Source organism: Archangium lipolyticum, from assembly GCF_024623785.1.
In the GTDB taxonomy this organism is placed as follows: Bacteria; Myxococcota; Myxococcia; order Myxococcales; family Myxococcaceae; genus Archangium; species Archangium lipolyticum.
On record NZ_JANKBZ010000006.1, the window covers coordinates 56822 to 69891 of the forward strand.

The 13070-nt window shown below is 69.4% G+C and carries 10 protein-coding genes; 4 read left to right on the plus strand and 6 right to left on the minus strand.

Translation table 11 applies throughout. The annotated features are described in order from the left end of the window. Window positions 1–14 precede the first annotated feature (14 nt). From NR810_RS15260 to NR810_RS15270, 3 genes are all read left to right on the plus strand, one after another. Window positions 15–2753, plus strand: coding sequence for a GDSL-type esterase/lipase family protein (locus NR810_RS15260; protein ID WP_257453318.1), 2739 nt, complete (start codon window positions 15–17; stop codon window positions 2751–2753). 1 nt (window position 2754) lies between these two features. Continuing rightward, complete coding sequence (locus tag NR810_RS15265; protein WP_257453319.1) at window positions 2755–4179, plus strand: MBOAT family O-acyltransferase; 1425 nt, start codon at window positions 2755–2757, stop codon at window positions 4177–4179. A gap of 219 nt (window positions 4180–4398) precedes the next feature. After that, window positions 4399–5931 (plus strand): endo-1,3-alpha-glucanase family glycosylhydrolase, encoded by a 1533-nt coding sequence (locus tag NR810_RS15270; protein WP_257453320.1) that lies wholly within the window; start codon window positions 4399–4401, stop codon window positions 5929–5931. 12 nt (window positions 5932–5943) lie between these two features. Here the strand turns inward: NR810_RS15270 and NR810_RS15275 are convergent, their stop codons facing one another. From NR810_RS15275 to NR810_RS15295, 5 genes are all read right to left on the minus strand, one after another. After that, on the minus strand, window positions 5944–7200 hold the full coding sequence (locus NR810_RS15275) for a hypothetical protein (RefSeq protein WP_257453322.1): 1257 nt from the start codon (window positions 7198–7200) through the stop codon (window positions 5944–5946). Window positions 7201–7361: 161 nt separating this feature from the next. Further along, complete coding sequence (locus NR810_RS15280) at window positions 7362–8687, minus strand: sensor histidine kinase (RefSeq protein WP_257453323.1); 1326 nt, start codon at window positions 8685–8687, stop codon at window positions 7362–7364. A gap of 19 nt (window positions 8688–8706) precedes the next feature. Further along, window positions 8707–9090, minus strand: a complete 384-nt coding sequence (locus tag NR810_RS15285) for a response regulator (RefSeq protein WP_257453324.1) — start codon at window positions 9088–9090, stop codon at window positions 8707–8709. 242 nt (window positions 9091–9332) lie between these two features. Further along, the gene (locus NR810_RS15290; protein ID WP_257453326.1) at window positions 9333–9899 is read right to left on the minus strand and encodes a CoA pyrophosphatase; all 567 of its coding nucleotides are present in this window, start codon (window positions 9897–9899) and stop codon (window positions 9333–9335) included. A 2-nt stretch (window positions 9900–9901) separates the two neighbouring features. Then, complete coding sequence (locus tag NR810_RS15295) at window positions 9902–10795, minus strand: undecaprenyl-diphosphate phosphatase (RefSeq protein ID WP_257453328.1); 894 nt, start codon at window positions 10793–10795, stop codon at window positions 9902–9904. An 80-nt stretch (window positions 10796–10875) separates the two neighbouring features. On the opposite strand from NR810_RS15295, the gene NR810_RS15300 reads away from it, so the two are divergent. Then, window positions 10876–11367, plus strand: coding sequence for a YchJ family protein (locus NR810_RS15300; RefSeq protein ID WP_257453329.1), 492 nt, complete (start codon window positions 10876–10878; stop codon window positions 11365–11367). Window positions 11368–11385: 18 nt separating this feature from the next. Here NR810_RS15300 and NR810_RS15305 read toward each other — a convergent pair whose 3' ends face one another. Further along, the gene (locus NR810_RS15305) at window positions 11386–12987 is read right to left on the minus strand and encodes a Do family serine endopeptidase (RefSeq protein ID WP_257453330.1); all 1602 of its coding nucleotides are present in this window, start codon (window positions 12985–12987) and stop codon (window positions 11386–11388) included. Between the last annotated feature and the right edge of the window lie 83 nt (window positions 12988–13070).

A 13070-nucleotide genomic window follows, 5' to 3' on the forward strand; every position in this document is an offset into this window, starting at 1 on the left:
CTCATGCCGGCGCGTTGGAGTCCAAGCACACATCGGTCGGGCTGACGCTCGTCCTCACGCTGGCGCTCGCCGTGGGACTGTCGCTCGCGCCCCTCCCCGAGGCGCTGCGGCCCATCCCCAGCCTCGCCAAGGGGCCGGTCGCGCCCCAGCTCATCGCGCTCGTCACCACCTCGAGCGCCGCCTCCAAGCGCAAGGCCGTGGGTGTCGCCCCCGATGGTGAGTCGAACCCGCCCGAGGTGCCCGAGCTGCCCGAAGAGGAGGAGGACCCCCCCGAGCTGGTCCAGGCCGACCCCTCCGACGCCGGGACTCCGGAGCCTCCTCCCGCCGTCACCGAGTCCGACTCGCTGGGGCTGGCGAAGCTCGGCCCCGCCATGCGCGAGGCCGCCCTGCGCATGGAGACCCTGCGCGAGAAGATGGGTGCCCAGCACGTGGACATCGAGCCCGGTTGCCGGCGCATGGGTGCCTCCGGGTGCGAGGAGAGCGGGCTCGCCCCCTTCTTCGACGCCCTGGACGGCCTGCATGACGGCATCCGCACCCAACCCGTGCGGGTGGAGCACCTGGGCGACTCGCTGATCGCCTCCGACCACATCACCGACATGGTGCGCGAGCGGCTGCAGGAGCGCCATGGCTCGGGCGGCAAGGGCTTCCTCTACATCGACCGCCCCACCCGCTCCGGCCGCGGCGTACGCGCCGGTACGGCCTCCGAGGGCTGGGAGTTCACCCGCCTCATCGACCGCGCGCCGCCGAAGGACCGGCTGCCCTTCACCGGCGTGGCCTTCGCCGCGGGCAGCGCGGGCTCCCAGGACGTGCGCTTCGGCATCGACGATGCGCGCACGGCCGAGATCTTCTTCCTCGCCCAGCCGGGCGGTGGCTCCGTGCAGGTGCTCGCCGATGGCAAGCCCCTGCAGAAGGTGCAGACGCGCTGGACTCCGGCGGAGGTGGCCTTCGCCCCGGTGAAGCTGCCGGCTGGCGCCAAGACGCTGACGCTGAAGACGCGCGGCAAGGTGGAGCTGCACGGCGTCTCGCTGGAGAACGGCAACCCGGGCGTGGTGTACGACACCATCGGCCTGCCGGGCGCCTACGCGGGTGTGTTCCTGCGCGCCCACCGGCCCTACTTCCGCTCGCAGATGCGCCACCGCAAGCCCTCGCTGGTGGTGCTCATGTTCGGTGGCAACGAGGCCTTCCGGCTCTCGCGCGACTGGACGAAGCCCGAGGAGATCAAACAGGAGGCGGAGTCGCTCGTGAAGCTGGTGCGCGAGTCCGTGCCGGACTCGGCGTGCCTCGTCATGTCGCCCATCGACGCGGCCATCCGCACCATGGGCGGCGACCTGGTGCCGCGCCGGAGCTCGCGCGAGGTGGCGAACATCTTCCGCGAGGTGGCCATGGCGGGCGGCTGTGCCTACTGGGACGCCCTCTCCGCCATGGGTGGCGAGGGCTCCGCCATCCGCTGGCTGGCCGCCGGCCTGCTCAACCAGGACCTCATCCACCCGCGCGCGAGGGGCTCGGACCTGCTGGGCCACCTCTTCGACCTGGCGATCCAGCGCGCCTGGGCCTCGAGCCATACGCAGCACGGTGCCGTCGAGCCCATGGGCCTCCAGAACTCAGACAAGGCCCTCACCGCCACCTTCACGCGCCTGCACTCGCTCGAGAAGGGCGAGAGCTCGCGGCTGGGCGTGCTCCAGATGGGCGCCTCGCACACGGCCTCGCACTACTTCACGGACGCGCTGCGCGCCGCGCTGACGAAGCGCTTCGGGGACGCCGGGCGGGGCTTCATCGCCGCGGGCAAGGCCTCGGACCGGCTGAAGCCCGCGGGCGTCTCGCGCGAGCTGACGGGCGAGTGGACGGTGGAGGACGCACTCTCGGCCACCACGCCCGGACAGGCCTGGGGGCTCAGCGGCGTGCGCGCGGTGGGCGCGCCCGGGGCCTCGCTGCGCATCCGCTTCTGTGACGGGTGCACCGCCGCCCCCACGCCTCCCGCGCGGCTCTCCCTCTACTGGCTGGACGGGCCTGGCGTCGGACAGATGGAGGTGAAGGTGGATGGCAGCGCCCTGCCGCCCGAGCCGCCTCCGCCCGAGCCCTTCACCTCGCCCACGGTGCGCATCCGCTCCTTCCCCGTCACCGGCCCCTCCCATGAGGTGGCGGTGCTCAACCAGGGCGGCGGCCCCATCACCGTGCTGGGCGCGGCGCTGGACCTGGAGCAGCCCGGCGTCGCCTACGACGCGGTGGGCCTGCCGGGCGCCACCGCCTCCACCGTGGCCGGCATGGAGGCGCAGGCGCTCGCCGCGCAGCTCTCCTCGCGCAAGCCCCAGCTGCTCGTCTTCTGGTACGGCACCAACGAGAGCGGCCTGCCGGACCTGGACGCGGAGAAGCTGCGCACCGAATACGGCGGCCTCATCGCCCGCCTCCGGAAGGATGCGGGCGGCGCCGAGTGCCTCGTCATCGGCACCACGGACCGGATACAGCAGCGCGCGGATGGCAGCGGGTGGGAGGAAGCCCCCGGCCTCCAGAAGGTGGTGACGGCACTGCCCGAGGTGGCCCGCGCCCAGGGCTGCGCGTACTGGTCCGCGCGAGCGGCCATGGGTGGAGCGCGCGGCATGGTGCGCTGGCAGCGCGAGGGACTGGGCCACGCCGACGGCACCCACCTGACGCCCGAGGGCTACGAGAAGCTCGCGGGCCAGTTCCTCTCCGACCTGCTCGCGGCCTACGAGACCTTCAAGGCCCAGCCCCCAGCGCTCGCGGCGGAGGGCCGCTGACGTGTACTTCCACAGCCTCCAGTTCGCCTTCTTCCTCACCGTCGTCTTCGCCCTGTACTGGGCGGTGCACCAGCACAAGTGGGCGCGGCTGGGCGTGCTGATGGTGGCGAGCGTCATCTTCTATTCGATGTGGACGCCGCTGCCGCTGCTGCTCTTCGTGGCGGCCACGGGCATCAACCACCTGTGCATCAAGGGCTTCCGGCGCTCCCAGTCACCCAGGGTCCGCAAGACGCTGGTGACGGTGGCCATCGTCAGCACGCTCGGGGCGCTGTGCACCTTCAAGTACGCGGACATGTTCCGCGAGACGCTGGTGGTGCTGCTCGCCCCGCTGGGCATCCACGTGCGCACGGAGCCCTTCGGGCTGCTCTTGCCGGTGGGCCTGTCCTTCTTCACCTTCCAGGCCATCAGCTACGTGGTGGACTGCTACCGGGGGCTGATCCAGAAGGAGCACACGTACTTCGAGCACCTGCTCTACCTGCTCTTCTTCCCGCACCTGGTGGCGGGTCCCATCGTGCGCCCCTCGCACCTCATCGAGCGCTTCGACGACACGCCCTCGCTGACGGCCGAGGAGGGGGGCCGCGGCATGTACCGCATCGCGGTGGGCATGGTGAAGAAGCTCGTCATCGCGGACGTGCTGGGCAGCGGCCTGGTGGATCCCGTCTTCGGCTCGCCGGAGGCGTACACCTCGGCCGAGTGCCTCGTGGCGGCGGTGGCCTACAGCTTCGAGCTGTACTTCGACTTCTCGGCGTACTCGGACATCGCCATCGGCACGGCGGCGCTCTTCGGCTTCAAGTTCGAGGAGAACTTCAACCGGCCCTACCTGGCGACGAACCTCTTCGACTTCTGGAGCCGCTGGCACATCAGCCTGTCCACGTGGCTGCGCGACTACCTCTACCGGCCGTTGGGCGGCAACCGGGTCTCCAAGCCCCGGGCGCTGCTCAATCTGATGATCACCATGGGCCTGGGTGGCCTGTGGCACGGAGCGGACTGGCGCTTCGCCATCTGGGGCCTCGCGCACGGCGCGATGGAGGCCGTCATCCGCGTGTGGTGGTGGGTGACGGGCAAGCCGCCGAAGGAAGGCCCCATGGCGAAGGTGCGCGCGGGGCTCGGGCTGGTGGCCACATTCACCGTGGTGGTGCTCACGCGCGTCGTCTTCCGCTCGCCGACCCTGGCGCACGCGGGGGAGATGTACGCGCGCATGTTCGAGGGCAGCTCGGGGCTGGCCAACGTGAGCACGCTCGTCTGGACGATGCTGGCGGTGGCGGCGGTGAGCCACGTGACGCCGCTGAGCCTCTTCCACAAGACGGGCGAGCTCTTCGTGCGGATGCCAGTGCCGGTGCGCGCGGTGGTGCTCGTGCTGGTGGGCCTGGGCGTGCGCCACCTCACGTCGGTGGAAGCGCGCCCGTACGTCTACTTCCAGTTCTGAGCCTCTCTCCCAGCCCCATCCCTTCATTTTTCTGGGATGGGACGGGAAGAAGACCCCTCTAAAGAACGAATCCCGGCCCTCACTGGATCTTCCAGGATGGATCTCCATATGGGTTCGTGAATGGGTTCATCTTCTCGGAAAGAGAGACATCCCTTGTTCAGAGTGAGTGTTTCCCGATTGAAGCACGGTCTCTTCCTTCTCCTCGCGGGAGCAGCGGCCATGTCGGCCTGCGCCCCTCCCGATGAGACGACCGGTCCGGAGGGATCCGGAGACTCGGCGCTGGCCACCAAGGCCCCGTTCGAGCTGAACAACGCGCTCCTGCCATTCGACATGCCGGCACGCGCGGACCTCGCCACCAGCGAGTACAAGGTCTTCGCCCACTGGCACAACTTCCCGCTGCGCAGCTATGGCTCCAACGCGGGCCAGTACTACGACAACTACACCAACTGGCTCAAACCGACGGGGACCCATGCATCCATCGGCGGTTGGTTGCGCGATCGGCCCGTGCCCATCCTGGCCGTCCCTGCCCTGGAGACGGACTACGGCAAGCGGGACATGAAGACGGACATCCAGACGGCGGCCGCCGCTGGCGTCGATGGCTTCCTCTTCAATCTCTGGTTCCGGACCACCGACAACCGCTGGAAGTGGCTGACGAACCTCTTCGACGCGGCCGACGAGTTCAACGCCGAGAATCCGGCCGCGCCCTTCTACGTCATCCCCAACATCGACAGTCACATCCTCTCGACCGGCAGCGGAGCGAACGAACCCCGCCAGCGGGCCGACGACCTCGCGACCTTCAAGAACCGCGCGTCGTGGAGGAAGCTCAACGGCAAGTACGTGGTGGGCAGCTTCCGGCCCGAGGCCCTGCCGGCCACCTGGTACCAGCAGTTCTTCGATCAGCTGAAAACGGTCCATGGAATGGACGCGGTGCTGTGGGGAACGCTGCTCGACCCCTCGGAGGCCAATCGCAACGCGCTGAAGCCTTTCATGGTGGGAGCCACCTTCTCGCGTTGGGACAACCTCCCCTACACCTCCAACCCACTCAACGGCATCAACACCCTGAAGGCGTGGGGGGACCTGAATGGAGTCCCCTACTCTCCGCCGGTCAGCCACACGGACAACCGCCCCACCAACTCCATCACCACGGAGACGGCGGGCTTCAAGACCCAGTACAACACCTGGAAGGCGGCGATCGACTCGGGCGTGAAGATGGTCCAGATCCTCACCTGGAATGACCATTACGAGGGTCACGCCCTGCGGCCCAACTCGGCCGTGCAGTACGCGTTCTACGACCTGACGGCCTACTACGCGACCTGGTTCAAGACCCGCAGGCAGCCGGCCATCGTGCGCGATGTCCTCTACTACTCGCACCGCATGCACCTGAGCACCGAGCCCTACGATACGACCCAGCAGGCCAAACCCACCGCCTCGAAGAACAATGTGCCCCTCGTGGACCGGGTCTTCGTGCTGGGCATGCTGAAGTCGAGCGGGCGCGTGCAGATCACCTCGGGAGGCACCGCCTACGCCGCGGATGTTGCCATGGGCCCGCAGTTCTTCGATGCGCCGTTGAAGGCGAACAACCAGCCCTCCTTCCAGCTGAGCAGGAACGGCGCGGCGGTCATCAACCTCACGAGCGCCTTCCGGACGCGCTCGCCCATCGTCTGGCAGGACCTCCTGTACCGCGCGGGAAGCTCCTCACGCCCGGTGGTCTCGGGAGTGCAGAACAACCTGCCGCAGGATCGTCTCCCGTAACGGCGCCGCGGCTCACACCGCCCAGTGGCTCACGATGCGGTCCGTGGCCTCGACCTGCCCCGGCTCGGCCCGCATCTCCATGCCCATGCCCCGGGCTCCGAGCCGGTACATCCGCTCGCCCTCCGGCGCCGAGCCCGAGCGCACCTCCTCGGCGAGCCACAGCTCCCCGCCGCTGGCGAGCACCGCCTGCCGCATCCGCACGTCGAACTCCGTCTCGGACAGCAGCCGCATCTGCTCCACCAGCAGCTCCACGGTCACGTCCGCCTCGGGCTTGCGCGCCTCCAGGCCCGCGAGGCTGCGGAACACCTCGGCGGAGCGGTGGGACGGAAGGAAGGCCGCGTACCCGGGCCTCAGCACCGCCACACCGGGCTCGGGCCGCGACCCGGAGCCCGCGGCATCCGGGGCGCGCCAGGCCGGCAGCACGGACACGTCATGCACCTTCCGCGTGCCATCCACCACCCCAAGGAACGGGGAGCGGCGGTGCAGGTCGAGCAACGCCGTCAGCAGGCCCGCCCGGCCCGCATGGCGCACCGTGAGGGTGCGATCTCCCTCGACGCGCACCTCGCCCCAGGCCGGCAGGGACGAGATGCCACCCGGGGAGATGGACTCCAGCGACACCTGCACCGGCTCGCCGAAGCGCGGCTGCCACATCAGCCGCTTCGCGGTGAGCCAGAACCGTCCCGAGCACCGCAGGTGGAAGTAGAGGAGGAAGGCACCGCCCGCGGCGAGCAGGGGGACGGGGTTGCCGTAGCGCTCCAGCCCGTGGCGATTGGTGATGGCGAGCAGCACGAACACCCACGAGCCGGGCCAGGAGAGCAGGTGGCGCCAGCCCTGGGTCCCCTCGAGCAACACCGGCTCGTCACGGCCGGGCGGCTGGGGCAGCGGCTCGCGCACCAGCGTCTCCAGACGGCCGAGCACCTCCACCAACGAAGCGCCACCCTGCCGGGTGAACTGGGCCAGCCGCTTGCGCGCGAGCACCTCCAACCGCGCACGCCGCGAGCGCAACGTCCGAAGCGAGCGCTCCTCTCCGCCCGTCAGCAGCGCGTCGACGGAGGGCTCCAGCTCGCGAGCCTCCCGGAGCTGCTCCACGTGTGCGCGCAGCAGCCGCTTCCACCGCGGCGAGCGCATCACCCGCAGGAGCGAGGTGTACCCGGCGAGCGCCCGCTCCATGGCCACCCCGGGACAGCGTGCTTCGTTCCCGGAAGGTTCCTCGAGCAGGGAGGAATCCATTCCGGGAGGGGGCACGCTGAGGGAGGTGGCCAGATTCATGCGGGAACTCCTCGCGACGGTTTCCCTCCAAACTGCCCGGACCCGGGGTTTCAATCCAAGTCACGAGTATCTACCAGTCATGCAACGCTTGGAGGTCGACCGGGAAAGCATACCCTTGACTGCTCGCTCTCCGCCAACCAGGGCTGTTCTGTATCAACCCCTCAGCTCGTGCGCCGCCGCATCCCCCCGTCCGAGGACGGCTCGTACGCGAGCAGCAGGGGCACCAGGGGCAGGCGCACGGAGAAGCACGTGCCCTTGCCCGGCTCGCTCCGCACCTCGATGTGGCCCCCGTGGGACTTCACGATGCCGTGCACCACCGACAGCCCCAGCCCCGTGCCCTCGCCGGGCGGCTTGGTGGTGAAGAACGGCTCGAAGAGGTGGCGCTTCGTCTCCTCGGACATCCCCGTGCCGGTGTCCCGCACGTCCACGCGCACCGTGGACTCGTCGCGCGACGTGGTGACGCGCACCACGCCTCCGGCCGCGGTGGCCTGCCCCGCGTTCACCAGCAGGTTCACCAGCACCTGGACGATCTGCCTCGGGCGGCCCACCACCGTCCCCGTCCCGCCCAGCTCCTTCTCCACCCGTACGTGGCCCAGCTGCCCGTGCGCGATGCGCACCGCCGTCTCCACCTCGGCGTCCAGGTCGAACCCCACGTAGGCCTCGGGGTCTCCGCGCGCGAAGCGCCGCAGATCCGAGACGATCGAGTTCACCCGCCTGATGCCATCCAGCGTGGCCGGGAGCACCTCGTCCACGTACTCCTTCATCGTCTCGGACAGCCGCGGCTCGTCCCGCAGGTCCCTGAGCATCGAGTTGACGTTGCTCGTCACGAAGCTCATCGGGTTGTTGATCTCATGCGCCACGCCCGCCGCCAGCATGCCCAGGCTGGAGAGCCGCTCCTGCTCGATGGCCCGCTGGTGCAGCTGCTGCAGCTCCTGGTGGGCCTTCTCCAGCTGCTCGCGCTGCTGCAGCACCTGCCCGAGCACCCCGCGCATCAGCGAGGCCCGCCGCTCGGACAGCACGAAGCCGAAGATGCCCAGCAGGTTGAACGCCAGGGCCATGCCCGGCTCGGCCCCCGTCGCCAACGCCACCGCGTCCACCAGCACCAGGTACATGGCCGCTCGGGCGCGGCTCCACCGGTCCAGACCGTAGAACCAGAGCAGGTTGTAGGGCACGAAGATCCACACCAGCGCGGGCCAATGGGTCATGACTCCGCTCACGGAGATGCCCACCACGTTGAGCAGGATCCGCACCGTCTCCGCCATGGAGCGGCCGAACCGCGCGGCCAGCCAATCGGAGACCACCAGGTTGCTGAAGGCGAGCACCAGCAGCAGGCCCAGCTGCACGGCCACCACGTTCCACTGGCCCCAGAACCAGGCGATCAGCGCTCCATTGAACACGGCCGGCCCCAGTCCCACGATGGCCTGGATGCCCTGATGCACCTGCTCCGGATCCGCCTCCAGGCTCGCCTGCGTGAGTCGAGCGTCCATGCTCACACCTCTGGAGTGCTCAAGAGCCCGAGGGGACGGGGCCCTGGCCACCCAGCAGGGCGCGAACGTCGGCGACGAGCCGCTCATCATCCCAGGGCTTGCTGATGAAGTGGGAGATGACCCCGGGGTGCGAGCTGCTGCCGGAGGACAGGTCCGCGTGACCCGAGATGAGCACCCGGACGCACCTGGGCGCGATGCGCAGCACCTGCCCGAGCAGCTCCAGGCCGTTCATCCCCCGCATGCGGAAGTCGGAGATGACGACATCCGCCTCGAAGGTGGCGAGCTTCTCGAGGGCCTCCTGGCCGTTGAGCGCCACTTCGATGGAGAAGCCCTCACGCCGAAACAACCGGCGGAGAGCACCGACCACATGTACTTCGTCGTCGACGATGAGAATCCTGGCCATGGGGGCTCCGGGCCACACTGGCACGTTGACTCCACGCTACACCAGACGTCGAGGGTTCTTCGTGCCAGGACGTGGCATGGCAACGGAACGAGCGCTCAATGGAGCGTCAGGTGAGCGAGCGGACGACCTGGTTCCTTCACGAAGGCGTGGAGTGCGAACGGCAGCGGGCGCGAATACATTGAAATCGGGGAATAGCCTGAACTCCGGAGCGATACCAGAAGTTCTTCGCGCCGGGGGCCGGTCTACGGGGCCAGCCGCAGCAGGTTGCGGAGGATGCGGCCGGTGGCCCCCCAGATGACGTGGGAGCCGTACGTATAGAAGTCCACCTCGTACTCCACTCCCCGCACACTGCGGCGCTCCGAGCGGCGGATGGCGGGGTTCATCAGCTCGGCCAGGGGCACCTCGAGGATGAACTCCACCTCGTCCGGACTGGGCCGGTACTCCACCCCCTGGGGGATGACGCCGACGAAGGGCTGGATGCGGAACTCGGTGAGGGTGGGCACCTCGTCCAGGGCGCCGAGCACGCGCACGCCGGACACGTCGATGCCCAGCTCCTCGCGCGTCTCGCGCAGGGCGGTGTGCAGGGGGGTGGGGTCCTCCGGGTCCCTGGAGCCTCCGGGGAAGGAGTACTGGCCGGCGTGGTGGCGCAGGGTGGTGGGCCGCTTGGTGAAGAGGATGTGCGGGGTGCCGTCGCGCACGAGGAGGGGCACCAGCACCGCGGCCTCGCGCATCACGAGCCCGGGCAGGTTCAGGGCGCGGGGAGGCCGGGAGGCCAGACGGTTCTCCAGGACATCGAAAAGCGGATCCACGGCTACTCCGTCAGTTGCTTCTCCACGGGGACCTGGAGGGACTTCTTCTGGGTGTCCACGTTCTCCACTCCGGACAAGGGGTGGAGCACGCCCCTGTTCAACAGCACCAGCAGCACCACGCCCAGCACCACCCGGTAGACGATGAAGATGAGCGTGGAGCGGCTGCGGAGATAGCTCAACAACCAGGCGATGGCGGCCATGCCCGAGACGAAGGCCACCAGCGTCCCCGTCCAGAGGGCCAGGGCCGAGGGGCGGTCGGTGGCCTCCAGCAGGTGCTTGAGCTCGAAGACGCCGGCCAGGGTGGTGGCGGGGATGGAGAGCAGGAAGGAGTAGCGCGCCGCGTCCTCGCGCCGCAGGCCCAGCGACAGGCCACCGGTGATGGTGGTGCCCGAGCGCGAGGAGCCGGGGATGAGGGCCAACGCCTGCCACAGCCCCACGATGAGGCCGTCCTTCCAGCGCATGTCGTCCAGGGTGCGCTTGTGGGAGGCCAGGCGCTCCACGATGAAGAGGACGATGGCCAGGACGATGAGGCTGGCGGAGATGACGTGGAGTGAACGCAGGGAGCCCTCGATGCTCTTCTTGAAGGCCAGACCCAGGATGCCGATGGGGAGGGTGCCGATGAGCACGAACCAGGCGAGGCGCGACTCGGTGGTGCCGAAGGGGTCGCGCCGGGCCAGGCCCTGGAAGAAGGCCTTGCCCAGGGTGAAGAGATCCCTGCGGAAGTAGATGAGGACGGCGGCCACGGTGCCGAGCTGGATGACGGCCGAGTACGCGGCACCGGGGTCGGGCCAGCCGAGCAGCTCCGGGACGATGCGCAGGTGCGCGGTGGAGCTGATGGGCAGGAACTCGGTGAGACCCTGGACCAGCCCGAGGACGATGGCTTGAAGGAGACTCATACGTGTGGGGAAGCGGATGTATGCGCTACCCTCCGGGGCAGCAAGGGCCTTCGTATCGGCCCTGTCGTCCGGGAACGTCCATGCCTCCAGCCCCACCCTGTCCCTGCTCGTCCGGCCTGCGCTACCGGGAGTGTTGTGCCCGCTACCACCGAGGTGAGGCGGAAGCACCAGACGCCGAGGCGCTGATGCGCTCGCGCTACAGCGCCTTCGCCCTGCGCGAGGTGGAGTACCTGTGGCGGACGCTGGACCCGGAGCACCCGGACCGGGCGAGGCCGAAGGAGGAGGTGCTGCGCGAGCTGCGCGCGGTGGCGAGCGGCCACAAGTACCCGAGGCTGCACGTGCTGGACCGGCGACCCCCGGACGAAACGGGGACGGCGGTGGTGCTCTTCTACGCGCGCATCTTCGAGAAGGGAAAGGACCGCTCGTTCGTGGAGCGGTCGGAGTTCCGGCACGACGGGACGGGCTGGCGCTACCTGACGGGAGAGAACCGAGCCCCCCACCAACTCTCCGTCCCCCCCGAGACCCTCACGCTCGCCACCTTCCCCTCTCCCTCCGGGAGAGGGACGGGGTGAGGGTATCCCGTCCCCGTTCTACGGAATCGTGAGCGCGCGCAGCATGCGGTTCTCACCGATCTGGATGCGCAGCAGGAGCGAGGAACCAGACTTCGCGCCGCGGACGATCTGTGCGAACTCGGGAGGACCGCGCACCTGTTTGCCACCGGCCTCGACGATGACCATGCCGGGCTGGAGGCCGGCACGGTCCGCGGGCGAACCAGGGTCCACGTCGACGATCATGGCGCCCTGCTTGACACCCGGGGCCATGCGCGGGTCCACGTTCTGGAGGCGCAGCCCCAGCTTGCGGCCGGTGTCCTCCTCGCGCTCGTTCTGAGGGGGGGAGGAGACCCCCTCGAGGTCCGGGCGCTCGCCCAGCTTCACCTGCACCTCCTGCTGCCTGCCCTCACGGAACACGGTCAGCCGCACCGCCTCGCCCGGCGGGCGGAAGCCGATGTCCCGGGTGAGGCCACGCGAGGTCTCGACGGCGGTGCCATTGATGGCGGTGATGACGTCATCCTGCTTCAGTCCCGCCTTGGCGGCCGGGGTGTCCCCCTGCACATCGGTGACGATGGCGCCCTTGCGCACCGGCACGTTGAGGGCCTTGGCGAGATCCGCCGTGAGGTCCTGCACCGACACGCCCAGCCAGCCGCGCTGGATCTTCCCCTTCTGAAGCTGGGGCAGGAGCGCCTTGGCCATGTTGGAGGGCACGGCGAAGCCGATGCCCGTGCCACCGCCGACGATGGCGGTGTTGATGCCGACGACCTCGCCCCGCATGTTGAAGAGCGGCCCACCCGAGTTGCCGGGGTTGATGGCGGCGTCCGTCTGCAGGAAGTTGTCGTAGGGGCCGGCCTGGATGTCGCGGGCGCGGGCCGAGAGGATGCCGACGCTGACGCTGGAGGTGAGCCCGAAGGGGTTGCCGATGGCCACCACCGGATCGCCCACGCGAATCTCGTCCGAGTCCCCGAGCCTGGCCACCGGCAGGTTCCCCACGTTGCCCTCGAGCTTGATGAGGGCCAGGTCGGTGAGCGGATCCCTCCCGAGCACGCGGGCGTCGAACTCGCGGCCATCGTTGAGGCGGACGCGGATGTCGATGGAGTTCTCCACCACGTGGTTGTTGGTGAGGATGAGCCCGCTGGCGTCGATGATGAAGCCGGAGCCCTCGCCCTGCTGGATGCGCTCGCGGGGCTCGGCTCCGCCCAGCGGTCCGCCGGGCCCGCCGGGTCCGCCGAAGAAGCGCTCGAAGAGATCTTCCGGCATGCCCTCGGGAGCGGAGGGCGCGCGCGCCTGGACATCCACGTTGACGACCGTGTCCTTCACGGCGTCGACCAGATCCGCGATGGACCGCGGCGCCTGCCCCGACCCACCCGCCGCGGCCGGAGGCTGGAGCTGCGGCTGCTGCTGTGCCTGTGGCTGCTGCTGCATCCCCGTGCCACCCGTGCCGGGCCCCGGATCCTGGGAGGACGGAGGAGGCGGAGGGCTCTTCTCCGGCGGAGCGTCCTGCACCACCGGGGCGGGAGCGGAGGGGGCGGGCCGGGCTTGGGGCTCCCAGGTGCGAGCCTCACACCCGCTCGCGACCGCGAGCATGAAGGCATTGAGCAGGACGAGCTGTGGCAGGAAAGCCGAGCGGGCGAGCTTCATCGAAAGGACATCCTCCCTGGTGGGAAGATGCGGACACCGCGTGGACTGACAACCACAGGGCACTCGATGGGAGCGGGCATCGA